Raw genomic sequence first — 19,977 nt, 5'->3', positions numbered from 1 at the left:
ATTATTCTCTACATGAAAAGAAATTATTCCTGGATATTATTTGCTTTTTTGACATCTTCTTATTCGTGCAAAACTACAGCGCAAACAGTTAAGAATACAGATATCAATAATTTAAAATTCACTGTTGAAGAAGCACCCGAGTGGACAAAGCTATTGAATCGTCAACATGGTTGGTTTGGTGCAGATGGCATTTTTGTATTGCCATCAAATGGCGTAGATAAAGCTGACAGCAGCGTTGAAAACACAATCCTGTTCAGCGATACAATGCTTGGTGATATTGTGAACGACAGACCAAAGACTGGTTTTATAATGGTGCATAATTCAGTTGCGCTATTAAAAGGTTATGAACCCAAAGAAGACAATATTCAATTCAAATGGAAGGAAACAAAGCCGCGTAACGAAGGTTCTTTTTTTGCGCCCAACACACCAAATGCAAAGCACGATGATTACTATTGGCTTGGTGATGGTTTTGTAAATCATGAGCTTGGTGATAAAACTTATATCTTTTGTTATCGCATAAGAGACACCGCAGATAATGCTTTTTTATTTCAACAGGTTGGCAATGCAATGATCATTTTACCAAAAGGAAGCAAGCCGCCATACACAGATCAAAAACAAGTTGATGCGCCAATTTATGCAGTTGATAACACAGCAAAATATCCCAACAATTATATTTCTTTTGGCTCTGCTGTTTTTCCAAACACGAAGAGTGCAGGTGCGCCAAATCCCGATGGATATGTGTATGTATATGGTGTTGGCGGCGACATAAAAAAGGTGATGGTTGCAAGAGTAAAGCCCGCAGACTTTGAAGATTTTTCTAAATGGCGTTACTACGACGGAACCATATGGCAAACAGATATTTTAAAATCAGCAACTATTGCAGACCGTGCATCGAATGAGTTAAGTGTTACGCCGTTACCTGATGGCCGTTATGCAATGGTGTTCCAGACAGATGGCATAGGAACCGCTGTGGGATTGCGTTTGAGCACTACGCCTTATGGTCCGTTTGGTCCTATTATAAAAATCTGGGAATGCACCGAACAAAAAGAAGGGAAGAATTTTATTGTGTACAATGCAAAGGCGCATCCAAGTTTATCAAAGCCAGGAGAGTTGTTGATCAGTTATAATGTTGGGTCATTCGATTTCTGGAACGATGTAAAAGAACATTCAAATTTTTATCGCCCAAGATTTATAAGAGTAAAGTTGCAATAGCATTTTTATGAGCCATGCATTGGTATTTCATGGCATCGCCTGTTGCGTCGCACTCTTGTACTGGAGATCATTACGCAACATAAAATAAGTCAGACGCTTCTAAAGCGTCAAACCGGCAAAGTATAAACAGTAATGAATAAAAAGTTATCAATAGAAAAGAATTTTATTAATGCTTTAGTGACTTTAGCAACGATAACATTTTGTGCATGCAACAATCAGGCAACAAAGGAAAATCCTATTACTGATAATCTCGACTCATTACATTTCACTGTTGAAACAGCGCCGGAATGGGATGCCTTATTCAAACGTCAGCACGGATGGTTCGGTGGGGATGGTATTTTTTCAATTCCATTAAACGGAAAGGAAAATGTTTATGCAGATGACAGCAGTAAAACATTAATTCTTTTTAGCGACACAGTAATAGGCGATATTATTAATGATTCTTTGCAAAATAATTTTTCATTCGTCCGTAATTCAGTTGCAATACTAAAAGGAAAAGATCCTGTGGATAGCAACATTCATTTTTATTGGGCAGAAGAAAGGCAAAGACCTGCCACCATGTTTGTTCCCAAAATTGCGGGTGTAATGCCGACGGATGCATATTGGAATGGCGATGGTTTTGTAAATACAGCAACAGACAGCAGTATCAATTTTTTTGCATTCCTGATCAGGCAAACAAAGTACGGGCTTGGTTTTGCAGAAGCAGCTAACGCTATGATTAAAATTGACAAAACCAGTAAGCCTCCATATAGTAATTACAAACAAACACAAACACCATTTTTTTTAAAGCCTTCTGTTGACACAGCATATGATTATGGTTCTTATGGGTCGGGCATTTTAGTGAATACAAAAGCTGCAGGCGTTCCAGATCCTGATGGGTATGTTTATGTATATGGTATGCAGGGACAGAAAAAAAATGTATTGGTTGCAAGAGTGCTGCCAGTAGAATTTGATCAGTTTGATAAATGGAAATTTTATGATGGAAAAGAATGGAATGCTGATATAGATAAATCTGCTGCAATTACAGACAGTGCATCGAATGAATTAAGTGTTTCACCTTTACCTGATGGAAGGTATGCAATGATATTCCAGGTAAATGGTATTAGCCCGTATGTTGGGCTGCGTCTTGGAAAAACACCTTACGGTCCTTTTGGAAAAGTTATCAAAATCTGGAATTGTGATGATGTATTAAAGACATCTAAAAACTTTATTACATACAATGCAAAAGCGCATCCATCACTTTCAAAACCTGGAGAATTATTAATCAGCTACAATGTAAACTCAACAGATTTTTTCAACGATATAAGAATTTATCCAAATCTCTATCGTCCGAGATTTATAAGACTAAAACTATTGCCATAGATGAAAAGATTATTACTCATACAATGCATTCTCTTTTCAACTTGCATGCTTGCATGTAATAATAATGAAGCATCAAAAACAAGTGCTGCTGTTGATTCAAAAGATGAATACGCTAATTCAAGAATTACGACCAAAGCCGCACCTGAATGGGCAGAGATGCTGCGGCATGATACAGGCTGGATAGGTGCAGATGGCATTTACTGCACCGCATTAACCGGTATTGATAAACCAGGGCAAATGAATGATCAATCAGAAACCATGTTCTGGTTCAGCGATTGCATTCTTGGCAACATAGATACAAAAGCTGATACACTCAAAGGTGATTGGCAAATGATGAACAATTCTGTTGCCTATTTTCATGGTGCAAATCCAGACCCTAATAAAATAAATTATTACTGGCGCAGAGACAGTGTGGGTAAGCCTTTGTCAATGTTTGAACCGCATACACCAAAGGCTCCTGAGAAAAGTTATTACTGGCTCGGTGATGGATTCATGGATCATGCAAAGGATAGCACGATTTATATTTTTGCTTATCTCATTCACAATGTTCCGGGTGGTATTTACCCTTTTGAGGATCTTGGCGTTTCATTGATTGCTTTACCAAAAGGAAGCCGCCCTCCCTACAAAGATCAAAAACAATTTGATACGCCTTTATTTTTTACTGATGCAAAAGGTAAAACGGTGTTCGGCATCTGTGTGCTCCCAAACACAGTGGGAGCAGGCGCTCCAGAGCCTGATGGTTTTATTTACGTATATGGTGTGCGTGGTATGAATAAAGAATTGGTTGTTGCAAGAGTAAAAGATTCAGCATTTGAAAATTTTAACGAGTGGCGTTTTTGGGATGGACTTTCATGGAACACAGACATGCATACATGTGCAGCGCTTACAGATAATATCTCGAATGAAATGAGTGTAAGTTTTATGGCTGATGGCCGCGTTATTGCAGCGTATCAATTAAAGACTGCAAACACAACTGTTGCAATCGCTGCAGGTGCCACGCCGTGGGGGCCGTTTCAGCCTGCCAAGAAAGTTTGGGAAACGCCTGAAGCATACGATGATCTTGATTTTTACACGTACAATGCAAAGGCGCATCCCAATTTATCAAAGCCCGGCGAGTTGCTTATCAGTTACAATGTAAACTCGTTCGATTTCTTAGATGATATTGTAAAACATCCATATCACTTACGACCGAGGTTTATTTCAGTAAAGTATTAACAGAATTATTATGAACCAAACTGCATTGCTACTATCATCGCTTGTTGCGTCGCACTCTTGTACTTAAGTAATGATTTCGACAATTTGCTGCAATATGTTCAGGTGTACAAGTGAGTGACACAAGGAACGCTGATAGTAGTATTATAGCTAAGTAAAAAAATAGTAAGCATACCATGCTCATCACGGATACCAAAATACAACTACAAAATAAAACTTCTGTTTTAGAAGCTGATTTGCATGGTGGTGCAATAACAGATTTTCATTTAAAAGAAAATCCTGTAAACCCTTTATCCTTCAGGTTTTCAAAAGATCGAATGCCTGCCAACAATAAAGCTGGTGCAGCGTACCAGGGACATTTTATTTGCGCCGGAAGATGGGGTGAGCCATCAACAGGAGAAATAAATACAGGTATTCCAAATCATGGTGAGCCTGCAAATATTGAGTGGCAGTTGAATGAAAATGATGAAACAGGGCTAGCGATGGAAACAACTGCGCATCTTGAAGGATTGCATGTTCAAAGAAAAATGCAAATGAATGAGCATGTTGCACTTTGTCATGTTACGGAAACAATCACCAATATAAATCCTCTGGGAAGATTATACCAAATTGTACAACATCCAACAATTGCTGTACCCTTTTTAGATGGAACGACAGTGATTAATTGCAATGCAACAACCGGGTTCAATTATTTATATGGAGATCAACCGTCAAAGCATATTGTCAATTGGCCGGTAGCAACTGATGACAACAAGAATGCATTTGATTTGCGTAACCCACAAAAGAATTATAATTCGGTATTTTCATTTATAGTTGACCCAAAAGATAATTACGGGTGGTTAACTGCTTACTCACCAGCACATCAATTAGTGCTTGGTTATGTATGGCAAAGAAAAGATTATTCCTGGATTAATCTCTGGCAGCATTTTGAAAATGGAATAATCAAATATCGCGGACTTGAATTTGGTACAACTGGTCTGCATCAGCCTTTTCAAAAGATCATTGAAAACAATAACCTCGAAGTATTTAATGAGCCAACTGTTGCATACATAGATGCAGGTGAGCAGGTAACAAAAGAGTATGCTTGTTTTCTTTTCCCGGGTGGGAATAATTTTAGAGGTATCGAACAAATTGAAATAAACGATGGAGTAATCACCGCAGTTGAAAAAGATTCTGGCAAGCACATAGATATTGGGAACGTAAATTTTACAAACCATCATGAAAAATAAAACTGTCATCATAACAGGTGCATCAAAAGGGATTGGTCTTGCATGTGCTACTTTATTTTATGAGCAAGGAGCAAATGTTGCGTTACTGGATATTTCACCTGATAAAAGTGGCATTAATGATGAAAGATGGTTTTATACTGCGTGTGATGTTTCAAAGAATAACGAAGTACAACATGCCATTCAAAACACTCATCAAAAATTCGGAAGAATAGATTTTTTAATTAATAATGCAGGCATTCAGCGTTACGGAAACGTTACAGACACAGCAGAAGATGAGTGGGATCTTGTAATGAACGTAAATCTGAAAAGTCAATACCTCTGTGCAAAACATGCAATACCTTTTATGCAGCAACAGGGTAGTGGAGTAGTAATTAATGTGAGCAGTGTACAGGCATTTGTAAGTCAGCAAAATGTTGCTGCATACACTACTGCAAAAACTGCTTTGCTTGGTTTGACAAGAAGCATTGCGGTTGATTATGCACCAAACATAAGATGTGTAGCTGTTTGCCCCGGAACCATTGATACACCTATGTTGAGAGATTCAATTGCATTATCTCCCGATCCTGCAGCAGTAATGCAGGAGTGTATAGATATGCATCCCGTACATCGCATTGGCAAGCCGGAAGAAGTTGCTGAACTGATTTATTTTTTATGCAGTGATAAAGCAAGCTTTATAACAGGGCAAGCTTTTAGAATAGACGGAGGTTTAGGAATTACAATCGCTGGAAGTAAAAAAGATAGTTGAGGCTAATATGATTTTTGTTGCCATGAAAAGATACAGATGAAAGGATTGCGACGCAACGAAGATGCCATGAAAAGATTAGCTTGTATTCAAAAAAATAAAAACTCCCTTTAGGGTTGGGGTATGAAAATAACAAACATAAAAGCTACAACAGTCGCCATGCCTTTGGAAGCGCCGATTCGACATTCCAACGGTTGTCATTGGGGACGTTTTGTGCGTACGATCATAGAAGTCGAAACTGATGAAGGTATTACGGGCCTTGGTGAAATGGGCGGTGGGGGCGAATCTGCAGAGAATGCATTTAGTGCATTGAATAAATATTTGATTGGTCACGATCCTATGCAACTGGAACAGTTATACTGGAAAATTTGTAACCCAACTGCTTCTTTATACAACAACAGAACGCAGTTGCATGCGGCTATAGAGTTTGCATGTATTGACATCATCGGAAAAAAATTAGGCATTCGTGCATGCGATCTTTTGGGTGGTGCATTGCGTGAAGAAATACCTTTTGCATCTTATATTTTCTTCCGCTATAAAAATGAGATAACAGGTATCGGCGGTGAAGAAACTGCTGAAGAAATTGTAACACATGCAAAAGACCTTGTAAATAAATATGGTTTCACTTCTCATAAATTAAAGGCCGGTGTTTTTCATCCTGATCATGAGATTGAAGTGTTTAAAGCTTTGTCTGCTGCTTTTCCGGAACATAAAGTGCGCATAGATCCCAATGCAGCATGGAGTGTGGAAGAATCTATAAGCATAGGCAAAGTAATTGAGCATTTACCAAACGATTATTTTGAAGACCCTACATGGGGCATGGAAGGAATGAGGCGTGTAAGAGAGATGATTCGCATACCTACTTCAACCAATACAGTTGTTGTAAATTTTGAACAGCTTGCTGCATGCATCCGCACCAATGCTATCGATGTTATTTTACTCGACACAACATTTTGGGGCGGTTTGCGCCAGGCATGGAAAGCGAGTATCGTTTGCGAGAAATTTCAAATTGGTGTTGCCGTGCATAGCTCCGGCGAGCTTGGCATACAACTCGCTACCATGCTGCATCTTGGCGCTGCTATTCCCAATCTTTCTTTTGCTGCGGATGCGCATTACCACCACATAACAGATGATATTATTAAAGGTGGAAAGATGCAATATGTAAATGGAAAGATCAAAGTGCCACAAGGCAATGGACTTGGTGTTGAGCTTGATCATGATAAACTAAAACAATACGGCGGGTATTATAAAGAAGTTGGCGGTTATCAGTATGATCGTGATCCTGAAAGACCGGAATGGTTTAGTGTGTTACCGGAAAGGAACTGGGCGAAATTGAAGCGTAAGTAATGAAATCTTTTGAACCAGGCTAATTGCCGCTATTAAGCTTTCGTTGCGTCGCACTCTTGTACTTTTAGTAACACGGATCAGCTTGGTGCAACTTTAAATTATTAAACAGGAAAGAAAAAATATGATGCCTATAACCATTGATCAAATATCAATTTTTGCAGATGGCCTTGATCATCCTGAATGTGTAGCGGTGCATCCTGATGGTTCTGTTTGGGCCGGAGGAGAAGCAGGGCAGGTCTATAAAATAACTGAGAATGGAAAAACAATAACAGAAGTAGCAAATACCGGCGGCTTTGTTTTAGGTATTGCATTTTCTGCGGATTGTACATGGCTTGCTATATGCGATCTCAAAAATAAGTGTGTCTGGAAGCTTGATCTTACATCATACAAACTAGAAATGTTTGCAACAAGTGCTGGTGGTGTAAACATGAATATTCCCAATTATGCGGTGTTTGACAAAACAGGTAAATTATATGTGTCAGATAGTGGCGCATTCAGGCAGGTGAATGGAAAGATTTTCTGCTTTGATGAAAATGGTAATGGGAGTATCTGGCATAAAGGCCCGTTCAATTTTGCAAATGGCATGGCACTTTCAAAAGATGAAAAGTATTTGTATGTGGTTTGTACCTGGTTGCCTGGTGTAGAAAGAATAAAGATCAATAATGATGGAACAGCAGGAGAAAGAGAAGTCTTTGTTGTTATTCCTGAAACATGCCCCGATGGAATTGCATTTGACGATGAAGAGAATCTTTATATTTCCTGCTATGCACCCAACAGGATTTATAAAGTAAGTAAGCAAAAGGAAATAAGCATATTGACAGATGATTGGGAAGCACATACACTTTCTAATCCTACCAATATTGCATTTGGAGGAAAAGATTTCAAACAATTACATACCGCCAATCTCGGAAGATGGCATTTAAGCAGGATAGAGATGGATACAAAAGGTTTACCATTAGCATGTCACAAATCAAAACAATAATCATTAACTTTCAAATCAATTCACAACTAAAAACGTACGTCATGAAAAAAACATTACTTATCGTGGTTCTGCTGGTTAGCACGCACCAGCTTTTCGCCTTTTCAACGCAGGGAAAATGGCGGTGGAGGAAAGATGATGGTACAGAAAAAACTGCCACATGGATAGCTGCAGAAAATACTGCCATCACCATCAACAATACAAACGATCTTTTACGTTTAAGGATTAGTTTATATAATGATCCTGCTAACCCGGGTGGCTTTCTTGATGGTGCCCAGCTTCAAGATTCAAGCGACTTGCCAGGAGCAAAATGGGATACAGTTAGAACAACAGCTCGTAATAATCCATTTATGTTTGCAGGTACGAGTCCAAATTTAACCGATCTTGAAAAAACCACGAACCAAATGACAGGCGAAGGTTCAGGACTCACATTTACTCGTGGGCGGGTTCTCGTTTCGACAGAATTTTTTCCCTCATTTACGATAAACGAGGGTGAGCAGACAGAATATGAATTTTGCATAAAAGCGACATCCAATATTCAGGCAGGTACTACTTATTATTTCAGGGTCGCCGCCGCCGAATATCCAGCAGGCCTGGTATTCCCAACTTTATCTACAGCCGAGGTTTTACCGATACATCTTAACAACTTTAAAGTTGAGGCTGATAACAATCATGTGAAGGTCACATGGACCACCACTTCTGAAATTAATAACGATCACTTTGAAGTGGAACGTAGCACAGATGCTATAAACTGGAAAACTGTTGCCACCATTAAAGGGAGTGGCACAAGCAGCATAGCCCATAGCTACAGTGCATTGGATGTAAGCCCTGTTAAAGGAAATAATTATTACCGCATCAAACAATACGATCTTAATGGTAAGTCATTTATTTCTGACGTTAGATCCATTAAGATGTTTGTTGATAATTCATTGCTTACTGTTTATCCCAATCCGGCAAAAGCAGTTATCAACTTTATACTTCGGGATTATACAGGAAATAATATAGTAGCTACTTTAACGAATAATAGCGGCAGAATCATTCACCAGGAAAATATTAAGGCAGTACAGGCAAATGTAAAATACGCGCTGAATATGAAACAGCAGCCTGCACCTGGCATATATATATTGCAATTGAAAGGTGAAGGTTTATCTGAAAGCATAAGAGTAGTAGTGCAATAATTCTTTATTTAGAATATAAGGATAACCCGCTTATGCGGGTTTTCTTTTTGTATTCTTTTACATTTTAAAGATGATGAGAAAGATATTTATTTTAAAATAAACATGCATTACAGCTGCCTGTTATTGACAGAAGAAAAGTTGTTACCAGTAACTACTTTTATTGTAAATATAATGTGGTTATTTTCGTTTATCCTGCAAATATGTCTTACTGTATTGCAGAGGCGACATCCCTACGATATGTTTAAAATGCCTGTTGAAATTGGAGAGGTTATTAAAGCCACAGTCATAACATATTTTTGCAACGCTAAGTTTATTCTCTATTAATAGTTTGCATGCATAACCAATTCGTACTTCTAATAAAAACTGCCAGTAAGTTTTTAATGTTCTTGTTTTAAAATACCTGCAAAATGAATTGGGACTTATGTTTACGGCAGCCGCAATAGTTTTTATACTTACCTGTTGCTGAAAGTTATTAAATGTGTAATTGTATATTTCGTTAATGCGGTCAGTGTTAGAATGGTCATAAGATTTTGAAAAACCATTACTGGAAAGGGTAGTTAGTTCTTTGGAAGCAGCAATAATATATAACATATCCAGCAACAGTATCACACGCTTTGCATTTTTGGCTTTAAGCATAGATTCCATCATTGGAATAAGTATTTTTTTTGTCTTGCCCGTTATTTCGAGGCCACGTTTTGCATCCTGTAATATTTTTTTAACGGCAGACAATTCAGGCATTTCGAGAAAATCTTTCCCCCAGCAATCTTCTTTAAAATGTATGGCCACTGCTTCCACCTGTACATTTGGATCTTCTTTGAAATATAAGGCATCACTTCTCCAGTAATGTGGAAGTTCGGCACCGAGCAATACAAGATCATTATCTTCAAATTGTTCCACACTGTCGCCTACAAGCCTTATGCCTGTTCCTTTACGTATTAATGTAAGCTCTGCTTCCGGGTGATAATGCCAGTGATTATACAAGTATGGAAATATATCTTCTCTCACACTGAAAGAATAATTATAACCCGTGTCGACTTTTCTGAGGATTGGTTTCATATGTAACGTAATTCATACAATTATGGCAGCATTAGAGATATCTTAAAAAATAAACTTACGAAATTGAAATGTATTGCTTCTTTTATTACAGTATAAAAAGCGAATAAATTTTTTGAAACAGTTTTTATAACTTTTTGCGTATAACCCTTATCCTGCCGCAATTTGCTGTAACAGCACAAGAGTGCGACGCAAGAAAAGGTGCAAAAAGACCCGCTGACTGGCCAATAAAATCTTCTTGCTTTCATGATTTAGCAATAGCTTTATACACTGCCAATAAACTACCATTATTGGCGAACAATATGGCTTTTTTACAAAGCCTTAATTTTTTTCTTTGTAAATAGAAATATCAATGATGCTAACGGGGAAAAATTTAATTGGTTATAAGTTGTTTGGAATGAATAACGAGACATTTTCGGTTGCTATAAATTTTAAGAATGAAACAGGTGCTTATGCTTTTCACGAAGCTGCCACAGCTGAGATAGATCAGGCTGCAATGCTTGCAGCGAATGCATTTGAGCAATATCGTAAATTGAGTGGTACTGAAAAAGCTTTCTTTCTTGAAACGCTTGCAGATGCAATTGCTGCTGCAAAAGACGAGCTTATACCCGTGGCTATGCAGGAAACAAAACTGCCACAACCGCGTCTTGAAGGTGAAGTACAACGCACCATTAATCAAATAAAATTATTTGCTTCATTATTACGGGAAGGGTCATGGGTAAAAGCTGTTATTGATACCGCGCAGCCAGACCGCAAGCCTTTGCCAAAACCAGATATCCGGCAGATGCAAATTCCGTTAGGCCCTGTTGCTGTCTTTGGTGCCAGTAATTTCCCTTTTGCTTTTTCTGTTGCCGGTGGCGATACTATATCTGCATTAGCAGCAGGCTGCCCTGTAATTTATAAAGCACATCCTGCACATCCTGCCACTTCAGAATTAGTTGCACAACTGGTGATTGATGCACTAAAAAAATGCAATATGCCCGAGGGCTTGTTTGCTTTATTGCAGGGCAAATCAAATGCATGCAGTATAACGCTGGTGCAGCATCCACTTGTAAAAGCAGTTGCATTTACCGGTTCTTTCACTGGCGGAAAAGCTTTGTTTGATGCGGCTTGTAAAAGACAAGAGCCAATTCCTGTTTATGCAGAAATGGGCAGTGTTAATCCTGTTTTTATTTTGCCAAACATCATGTCAAAAGATGCAAATGGCATTGCAGAAAAACTTGCTGCTTCCAATCTTTTAAGTGTTGGACAGTTTTGTACAAACCCTGGCCTTATCTTCTCAGTTAAATCAACAGATACGGAAAATTTTCTTTCAACATTTGCTTCAGCAATAAAGCAATCCAATGCAGGTTGCATGCTTAGTGAAAACATCTATCATAATTATAGTGCCAATATAAAATCGCTTTTGGTTACAGAAAAACTTAAATTAAAGTCTTATGGCAAGGAAGCCAATACTGATAAGACTGTTACTGCTCATATGTTTCAGACTGATGCAAAAGCTTTTCTTGCTAATAAAGATCTGTGGCACGAGGTATTTGGGCCTGCCTCTATTCATGTAGTTGCTGAAAATATAGAAGAGCTTTATTCAATCGCAAATGAATTGCAGGGTCAGCTCACAGCAAGTGTTTGGGCCGATGAAGATGATATGTATGCTGCAAATGAACTTGCACAAATACTTGCATTAAAGGCCGGCCGCATTATGTTGAATAATGTTCCTACAGGTGTGGAAGTAACGCATGCAATGGTGCATGGAGGTCCTTACCCTGCAACCACTGATGCGCGTTCCACTTCTGTTGGCACTGCTGCCATTTATCGTTTTACAAGACCCGTATGTTATCAAAATTTCACACAGCAAATGTTGCCTGATGCTTTAAAGAATAAAAATACTTTAAGCATACAGCGTTTTGTAGATGGAAAAATTGATCAGCGGGATATTGATTGATTTTGTGTACCAAACTTTAGTATAAGCATTAGGCATCGTTGCGTCGCACACTTGTACTCCGGAAGAGGAGTCAGCGATCAGCAGTCAGGCTTCAGCTAAATGTATTTGACTTGCTGAATGCTGATACCTGATTTGCTGATAACTTTCCCAAACGTACAAGTGAGTAACACAAGAGACGATGCCAAAAGATCCTGGCGCTTGCTCAATAATGGAAAAAATGCAATCAAAAACGCTTAAAGTTCATCCTGACGATAATATTGCTGTTGCATTAACAACACTTGCAAAAGACGCTGTTATATCAAATGGCCTGGGAGAAATTATTTTGCAGGAAACAATTCCTGCCAAACATAAGTTTGCATTGAACGATCTGCAACAGGGTGATGATGTAATTATGTATGGCGTATTGGTTGGAAAAGCTATAAAGGCAATAAGCAAAGGTGGATTAATAACAACTGCTAACATAAAACACGCGGCAAATACATACACTTTAAAAGAACGAAATACCCAATGGAACAAGCCTGATATTTTGAAATGGCAACAGCGAACATTTATGGGGTATCACCGTGCGGATGGTTCTGTTGGTACGGCCAATCATTGGCTAATTATCCCAATGGTCTTCTGTGAAAATAAAAATGTAGATGCGTTGCAGGAAGCTTTATTAAAAGCATTGGGCTATAAGAAAAGCAGATCGCGTTATGAACTGATAACAGAATCACTCGTTGCTCAATACAGGTTAGGAAGAACTGCAGATGAAATATTAAATAATGTTATTGCTATAGAAGAAAATACAGACACACATAAAAAAATATTTCCAGATATTGATGGTATAAAGATACTTAATCATACACTTGGTTGTGCAGGAACAAAAGATGATACAACTGCTTTGTGTGGTTTGCTTGCAGGATACATTACACATCCAAATGTAGCAGGGGCAACAGTTTTGAGTCTGGGGTGCCAGAATGCACAGTTAGCTATTCTTGAAGAAGAAATATATAAAAGGGATAAGCAATTTTCAAAGCCATTATTTTTACTGGAGCAACAAAAGATTGGCAACGAGACAAAAATGCTGGAGCAGGCAACGCGACAAACATTTGCAGGGTTAATGCAGGCAAATGAATGCAAAAGGGAACCTGCTTCTTTAAATAAACTTTGTATAGGTTTAGAATGCGGAGGATCGGACGGGTTCTCAGGGATAACAGCTAACCCCGCAGTAGGTCATGTTGCAGATATAATAGTAGCACTTGGCGGTGCAGTAGTATTATCGGAGTTTCCTGAGTTATGCGGTGTGGAACAAAATCTAAGCGATCGCTGTGTTGATGATGCTACTGCTGAAAAATTTATGCATTTGATGCGTACTTACAATGAAAGAGCCAAAGCTGTTGGTTCCGGGTTTGATTCTAATCCTTCTGCTGGTAATATCCGTGATGGGTTAATAACAGATGCCATGAAAAGTGCAGGCGCTGCAAAGAAAGGCGGTTCTTCACCTGTTACAGATGTATTGGATTACCCCGGAAAAATTACAAAACCGGGTTTGAATTTATTATGTACACCGGGCAGTGATATTGAATCAACCACGGCTGAAGTTGCAGCAGGTGCTAATCTTGTTTTGTTTACAACAGGTTTAGGAACACCAACCGGAAATCCTGTAACGCCGGTTATTAAAATAAGCACCAACACTACGCTCTATAATAAAATGAATGATATTATTGATATTAACACAGGAACTATTGTAGATGGAAAAGAGACCGTAGAACAGGCAGGTGAACGTATATTTGAATATATCATTAAAGTAGCGAGCGGAGAAGTGCAGGCAAAAGCAAATGCCACGAATCACGATGATTTTATTCCATGGAAGAGAGGAATTTCTTTGTAAAAATATTTGTGTCATATGAATGTTTGAAAACGATTATTTTCCTGATCTTTAGACATTTACCCGGGTAAATCTTGACGATCTAAAAAAATAAAAATGCACCTCTACAAAACTTCCAACGGTAATATTTTAAAAGTAAACGGCAGGTATTATTTCATTAATCAGCCATGGGATTTTATTATTAATCGTGATAACCTGATAGAATATTTATTCAACTTATCTGATGAAGGAAATATTATTACAGAAGCACAGGCAGACCATATTATCAGTAGTTATTTATTGCCACCAATTGGTCAACAGGAAGTATGGGCCGCAGGGGTTACTTACTTAAAAAGCCGAGATGCCAGAATGGAAGAGTCTGAAGATTCAGGAGCAGCAGATTGTTATCAACGCGTGTATGAAGCAACCAGGCCAGAGTTGTTTTTTAAATCTTTGCCACATCGTGTTGCTGGGCATAACCAGAAAGTGAATATCCGAAAAGATTCTACATGGGATGTTCCTGAACCGGAACTTACACTTTTCATCAATAAATATGGGAACATACAGGCATACACAATCGGCAACGATATGAGCTCACGAAGTATTGAAGGGGAAAATCCTTTATACCTGCCGCAGGCAAAAATGTATGAACGTAGCGCTGCTATTGGTCCATGCTTATATATAACAGAAGATCCAATCTCATTGAGCACAGCAATATCAATGAATATTTACCGTGGTGAACAAAAGATGTTTGATGATTCAACTACACTGAGCCGTATGAAAAGAACATTACCCGAATTAGCATCATGGTTATTTAAGGCAATGGATTTTGAACATGGTGCTTTTCTTATGACCGGTACATGCGTTGTTCCAGATAATAATTTTACACTGAAAAAAAATGATATTGTAAACATAACGATTGAAGGAATTGGAACGCTTACAAATACAATATGGGTGAAGTGAAATTTTCGTCAGGTGTGAGCAGTGAATCGTAAATGGATGTTCCTAACTTTCACCTTTTATTTTTCATTTGTTGCTCCATTGTCTTCAGTACAAGAGTGCGACGCAAGAGACGATGCTACACGCACTATAGCTTAGTTCATAAAATAATTCTTACATCTAAATATATCATCATGCAAAAATTTCTAACGATTGGAATTGCTTTTTTTATTCTTACTCAAATTCATGCGCAACAAAAATTCAACGGTATTAATGCTAATCTCAGCAACATTTTTCAATTGTCTGATGCGAAGACAAGAAGTATTAGTCCTGAAAATTTTAATGGTGAAAAAGGTAAAGGCGGAATGGCTACAACCGGCACTGGAAGCGGACCTTCGAGAGATCTGGGTCAGGGTTGGAAGGTTAGCCCGAGCGTGGTAATAAAATCAAAAACAACTTACACTGTTGCAGAAATTGATGGCTCTGGTTCTATTCAACATATTTGGATGACGCCAACAGGCAACTGGCGTTTTTCAATCCTTCGTTTTTATTGGGATGATGAAACAACGCCTTCGGTTGAAGTGCCGGTCGGTGATTTTTTTGGAATGGGCTGGGGCAAATATGCACCGTTAAACTCATTGGCTGTTACGGTAAATCCCGGAAGTGCATTTAATTGCTACTGGCCAATGCCATTTAGAAAAAAATGTAGGATAACGATGGAGAATATTGCAGATGAAGATATGGTTTTGTATTACCAGGTTGATTACATCTTAACAGACGTATCGGCAGATGCTGCTTATTTTCATGCGCAATTTCGCAGAACAAATCCATTGCCTTACAAAACAGATTACACACTTGTTGATGGAATAAAAGGCAAAGGACAATATGTTGGAACCTATATGGCGTGGGGCGTTCACAACAATGGCTGGTGGGGCGAAGGTGAAATAAAATTCTTTATGGATGGCGACACGCAGTATCCAACAATATGTGGCACTGGCACTGAAGATTATTTCTGTGGGTCTTATGATTTTGATACACGCAAGAAAAATGCTGCCGGTGTTGATGAAGTTAATTACACAGAATTTTCAACTGCGTACACGGGCTTGCACCAGGTTATTCGCGGCGATGGACATTACCAAATGGCGCAACGTTTTGGTTTGTATCGCTGGCATATAACAGACCCTATTCGTTTCGAAAAAGATCTTCGCGTAACCATACAGGCACTGGGTTGGAGAGATGGAGGTCGTTATCTTCCGTTGAAAGATGATATTTCTTCAACAGTGTTCTGGTATCAGACAGAACCGCACAATGCTTTTCCAAAACTGCCAACAAAAGATGAGTTAGAAGTGAATTAAAATTATGAGCCAATCTGAATTGCATGTGGCATCGCCTGTTGCGTCGCACACTTATACTGTAACAATGCTTTTCAGCAAATTCAAAATTGTTTGTATGCCCACAAAGAAATTAAACGATGAAATATTCCAGGGTCTCGGTAATCCTGCAAAAAGAGCATTAGCAAATGCAGGTATTGATTCAGTGAAAAAACTTTCATCCTTTAGTGAGAAAGAAATTTTGAAACTGCATGGTGTAGGACCATCATCAATACCTGTTCTGAAAAAGTTATTGGAAGAAAAGAGTTTATCTTTTAAAGCACAGCATAAATAATAAATAAGAATTATCTTTCTGTAATAAATTACAAGTCTTGTCATGAAGAAACCTTCTATTATAATTGTTGGTAGCTCCAATACAGATATGGTTATTAAATCACCTTACTTAGCAAAACCTGGAGAAACAATTCTTGGTGGCACATTCTTTATGAATGCTGGTGGCAAAGGCGCTAACCAGGCTGTTGCTGCTGCAAGACTTGGCGGTAATATTTCACTCATAGCAAAGGTGGGGAATGATATTTTTGGCAAACAGGCAATTGAATTATTTAAAAAAGAAGGCATTGATACAACCCATGTTTTTACAGATAAAAAACATCCATCAGGTGTGGCATTGATAAACGTTGATGATAATGGTGAGAACTGTATTGTAGTTGCATCAGGTGCTAATGCTGCATTAATAAAAGAAGATATTGAAAGTGCAAAAGATAAAATTGCAAATGCATCTATTGTATTAATGCAATTGGAAACTCCGGTCTCAACTATTGAACATGTTGCATCATTTGCAAAAGTAAATGGAGTAAAGGTTGTATTGAATCCTGCGCCTGCAGCAGAATTAAGCGATGAGTTATTACAAAACATAAATATCATTACTCCCAATCAACATGAAGCAGGAATGCTTACAAATACTGTAGTTGATGATGTAGATGCTGCAAAGCATGCAGCCAGAATTTTAAACGGAAAAGGAGTAGAAACAGTCATTATTACATTAGGTGCAAATGGTGCATTGCTATACGAAAAAGATTTCTTTACTGAAATTGCGGCACCTGTTGTAAAAGCCGTAGATACTACTGCAGCAGGAGATATATTCAATGGCGCACTGGTAGTGGCATTGTCGGAAGGAAAAACTATGAAACATGCTGTAGAATATGCATGTAATGCTGCAGCAATATCTGTAACAAGATTGGGAGCACAGGCATCAGCGCCATATAGAAATGAAGTAGCAGATGCCCCAGCTCTAAAGGAAGAAGAAAGTATTGATGATGAAATCTGATTTTTACTGAGAAAAGAAATGACAGTTGAATGTGTAAATTCAAATGCTAATAAATGATATGATGTTTGCCCTCCTTCTTCTCAAGGAGAAGGAACGAGGATGAGGTGTTGAATAGAGAACAGAAAGTACAAGTGAGTGACACAACGAAGTTTAATAATAGCACAAAAGCTGGATACATAAAGAATATATCATGAAGAAGATTATTGTTGCAATAATTGTTTTGATGTATGCAATGCAAATACATGCGCAAACAATTGGTATTTCCAAAGATGTTTTGAAAGATAAGATCATGGGCGGATGGGCCGGACAAACGATTGGCGTTACGTTTGGCGGACCTTATGAGTTTCGTTTCCAGGGAACTTTTATTGGAGATTATCAGCGATTGATGTGGCATGATGGTTTGCTGAAAGATAATATGATCAACAATGCGGGTTTGTATGATGACCTGTACATGGACCTGACTTTTGTTGATGTGTTTGAAAAATATGGGCTCGATGCGCCGGTGGATTCTTTCGCGAATGCCTTTGCCCATGCGGGTTACACGTTGTGGCATGCAAACCAGGCAGGACGTTATAATATTTTGCATGGTATAAAAGCGCCGCAAAGTGGTGATTGGAAAAACAATCCGCATGCCGATTGCATCGACTATCAAATTGAATCTGATTTTGCAGGGTTGATGAGTCCGGGAATGCCGAACACGGCATCGTCGATAAGTGATAAGATTGGTCACATTATGAATTACGGTGATGGCTGGTATGGTGGAATATATATTGGAGCGATGTACACGCTGGCATTTACATCGGGTGATATTAATTATATCGTAAATGAGGCATTGAAAACAGTTCCGGCACAAAGCGATTTTTATAAATGTATAACTGATGTAATTGCATGGCATAAAAAATATCCAACAGACTGGAAACAAACATGGCTTGAAGTACAGAAGAAGTATGCTAATGATATTGGTTGCCCGGAAGGTGTTTTTGCACCATTTAATATTGATGCGAAAGTAAATGCAGCGTATGTAGTGATTGGTTTGCTGTATGGTGGAAGTGATTATACGAAAACATTAGAGATCACCACAAGATGCGGACAGGACGCGGATTGTAATCCATCAACAGCCGGCGGAATTTTAGGAACTGTACTTGGGTACAATAAAATTCCAGCATTTTGGAAACAAGGTTTGAAAGATGCAGAAGGAATAGATTTTAAATATACCACCATGAGTTTAAATGATGTTTATGAGATCGGTTTCAAACATGCTCTGCAAAACATCGAAAGAAATGGCGGCAAGATTGATGGGAATATTGTAACAATAAAATCGCAGCAACCTGTTGCGGTAAGATTTGAAAAAAGTTTTGATAGTATTTACCCTGTCGAAAAAATAAATACAAAATGGAGCGAGACAAAAGATGCGGTAAGTTTTGATTTTGAAGGAACAGGTTTTGTATTAAGAGGAGAAACCGCAGAATGGGCAAGCACAACGGATTTTGTTTTTCATACGCAATTGTATGTAGATGGGAAATTGGTTGAATCGCCTGAATTGCCTGCCAGCTATACAACACGGCGTTATGAGCTTTGCTGGAAATATGATCTGCCAAAAGGGGAACATCATGTGGAATTGAAGATATTAAACCCATCAAAGGATTATAATTTTAGAGTAGGCGAAGCGATTGTTTATTCTGATAAACCAGTGAATGGGCTGCTTGCAAATGAACAAGCTGCCAAGTGATGATTTGTTAAAGATATTTTTTGATGAAAAGAATAATATAGTTGGCACTGAGTGTTGTAATGCTTTCCCAGCTTAGATCGCCGGGATTTAATGTATAGCCATCCGTAACTACAATGTTCGTTAGTGTGCAAATTAAAGTGTTGAGTATATAACTAATTTTTGAAGAGTGCGACGCAAGAAAAGCCTCATGATGCGTTGCAGTTTGGCTCATAATATTTAGCAACAACAATCTGTTCCACAATCATCCGTTGTTATTTTTTTTGCAGGGAAACCACTGGCAATTTCTTTTGCAGACGCTGGCCTTACATCGTCTATAATTACATCAAAATGAAAAATGCCATTAAGCAATTTATCGGCAATAGAAAAAGTTTTTGCCTCGCCTTTTGAAAGACCTGTCATTGCATCTTCCAAAGCAGGCATTAGATTACCGCTTCCATGTAAATAATTATATGGAGCCGTGTTTGTATTGTCTTCCATTATTTCACCCGCGTCATTTTTCATTACATAGCGCAATGAGACAATCGTATTGTTTGCGACTAGCATTTG

General features: G+C 38.4%; 18 protein-coding genes. 15 read left to right on the top strand and 3 right to left on the bottom strand.

The features are described from left to right. The first annotated feature begins 12 nt into the window (after positions 1-12). The 8 genes from FRZ67_RS04900 to FRZ67_RS04865 all read left to right on the top strand — a co-directional run bounded on the left by FRZ67_RS04900 (position 13) and on the right by FRZ67_RS04865 (position 9,261). Positions 13-1,212: a DUF5005 domain-containing protein gene (locus tag FRZ67_RS04900; RefSeq protein ID WP_147188469.1), complete on the top strand. Its 1,200-nt coding sequence runs from the start codon at positions 13-15 to the stop codon at positions 1,210-1,212. Positions 1,213-1,344: 132 nt separating this feature from the next. Then, on the top strand, positions 1,345-2,574 hold the full coding sequence (locus tag FRZ67_RS04895; protein WP_147188468.1) for a DUF5005 domain-containing protein: 1,230 nt from the start codon (positions 1,345-1,347) through the stop codon (positions 2,572-2,574). After that, a complete protein-coding gene (locus tag FRZ67_RS04890; RefSeq protein ID WP_147188467.1) occupies positions 2,575-3,789 on the top strand; it encodes a DUF5005 domain-containing protein in 1,215 nt (404 codons plus the stop codon). Positions 3,790-3,962: 173 nt separating this feature from the next. After that, a complete protein-coding gene (locus FRZ67_RS04885) occupies positions 3,963-5,015 on the top strand; it encodes a hypothetical protein (RefSeq protein ID WP_147188466.1) in 1,053 nt (350 codons plus the stop codon). Further along, a complete protein-coding gene (locus FRZ67_RS04880; RefSeq protein WP_147188465.1) occupies positions 5,005-5,760 on the top strand; it encodes a glucose 1-dehydrogenase in 756 nt (251 codons plus the stop codon). Before FRZ67_RS04885 ends, FRZ67_RS04880 begins: the two co-directional genes overlap by 11 nt. 120 nt (positions 5,761-5,880) lie before the next feature. Further along, positions 5,881-7,104: an enolase C-terminal domain-like protein gene (locus FRZ67_RS04875; RefSeq protein WP_147188464.1), complete on the top strand. Its 1,224-nt coding sequence runs from the start codon at positions 5,881-5,883 to the stop codon at positions 7,102-7,104. A gap of 121 nt (positions 7,105-7,225) precedes the next feature. After that, positions 7,226-8,086 (top strand): SMP-30/gluconolactonase/LRE family protein, encoded by an 861-nt coding sequence (locus tag FRZ67_RS04870; RefSeq protein WP_147188463.1) that lies wholly within the window; start codon positions 7,226-7,228, stop codon positions 8,084-8,086. 41 nt (positions 8,087-8,127) lie between these two features. Then, positions 8,128-9,261: a T9SS type A sorting domain-containing protein gene (locus FRZ67_RS04865; protein ID WP_158638305.1), complete on the top strand. Its 1,134-nt coding sequence runs from the start codon at positions 8,128-8,130 to the stop codon at positions 9,259-9,261. 177 nt (positions 9,262-9,438) lie between these two features. Here the strand turns inward: FRZ67_RS04865 and FRZ67_RS04860 are convergent, their stop codons facing one another. After that, a complete protein-coding gene (locus FRZ67_RS04860) occupies positions 9,439-10,317 on the bottom strand; it encodes an AraC family transcriptional regulator (RefSeq protein WP_147188461.1) in 879 nt (292 codons plus the stop codon). Between the two features lie 349 nt (positions 10,318-10,666). Between FRZ67_RS04860 and FRZ67_RS04855 the strand changes: the two genes are divergently transcribed. The 7 genes from FRZ67_RS04855 to FRZ67_RS04825 all read left to right on the top strand — a co-directional run bounded on the left by FRZ67_RS04855 (position 10,667) and on the right by FRZ67_RS04825 (position 19,431). Beyond that, complete coding sequence (locus FRZ67_RS04855) at positions 10,667-12,256, top strand: aldehyde dehydrogenase (NADP(+)) (RefSeq protein WP_147188460.1); 1,590 nt, start codon at positions 10,667-10,669, stop codon at positions 12,254-12,256. Positions 12,257-12,434: 178 nt separating this feature from the next. Further along, the gene (locus tag FRZ67_RS04850) at positions 12,435-14,129 is read left to right on the top strand and encodes a UxaA family hydrolase (protein ID WP_225975510.1); all 1,695 of its coding nucleotides are present in this window, start codon (positions 12,435-12,437) and stop codon (positions 14,127-14,129) included. A 93-nt stretch (positions 14,130-14,222) separates the two neighbouring features. Then, positions 14,223-15,068: a fumarylacetoacetate hydrolase family protein gene (locus FRZ67_RS04845; protein WP_147188459.1), complete on the top strand. Its 846-nt coding sequence runs from the start codon at positions 14,223-14,225 to the stop codon at positions 15,066-15,068. Positions 15,069-15,238: 170 nt separating this feature from the next. Then, positions 15,239-16,399 (top strand): glycoside hydrolase family 172 protein, encoded by a 1,161-nt coding sequence (locus FRZ67_RS04840; RefSeq protein WP_147188458.1) that lies wholly within the window; start codon positions 15,239-15,241, stop codon positions 16,397-16,399. Positions 16,400-16,403: 4 nt separating this feature from the next. Continuing rightward, the gene (locus tag FRZ67_RS04835) at positions 16,404-16,709 is read left to right on the top strand and encodes a helix-hairpin-helix domain-containing protein (RefSeq protein ID WP_147188457.1); all 306 of its coding nucleotides are present in this window, start codon (positions 16,404-16,406) and stop codon (positions 16,707-16,709) included. 42 nt (positions 16,710-16,751) lie between these two features. Further along, on the top strand, positions 16,752-17,702 hold the full coding sequence (gene rbsK, locus FRZ67_RS04830) for a ribokinase (protein ID WP_147188456.1): 951 nt from the start codon (positions 16,752-16,754) through the stop codon (positions 17,700-17,702). A 190-nt stretch (positions 17,703-17,892) separates the two neighbouring features. Then, on the top strand, positions 17,893-19,431 hold the full coding sequence (locus FRZ67_RS04825; protein ID WP_147188455.1) for an ADP-ribosylglycohydrolase family protein: 1,539 nt from the start codon (positions 17,893-17,895) through the stop codon (positions 19,429-19,431). Positions 19,432-19,438: 7 nt separating this feature from the next. Here the strand turns inward: FRZ67_RS04825 and FRZ67_RS04820 are convergent, their stop codons facing one another. Both FRZ67_RS04820 and FRZ67_RS04815 read right to left on the bottom strand, forming a co-directional pair. Further along, entirely contained in the window at positions 19,439-19,642 is a 204-nt protein-coding gene (locus FRZ67_RS04820) for a hypothetical protein (RefSeq protein ID WP_147188454.1), read from the bottom strand. A 5-nt stretch (positions 19,643-19,647) separates the two neighbouring features. Then, a complete protein-coding gene (locus FRZ67_RS04815; protein ID WP_147188453.1) occupies positions 19,648-19,974 on the bottom strand; it encodes an FKBP-type peptidyl-prolyl cis-trans isomerase in 327 nt (108 codons plus the stop codon). Positions 19,975-19,977 lie beyond the last annotated feature (3 nt).

Origin of the sequence: Panacibacter ginsenosidivorans (assembly GCF_007971225.1) — a bacterium.
In the GTDB taxonomy this organism is placed as follows: domain Bacteria; phylum Bacteroidota; class Bacteroidia; order Chitinophagales; family Chitinophagaceae; genus Panacibacter; species Panacibacter ginsenosidivorans.
Note: the sequence above shows the minus strand (reverse complement) of the source record. Positions and strands in the feature narration are given on the sequence as shown.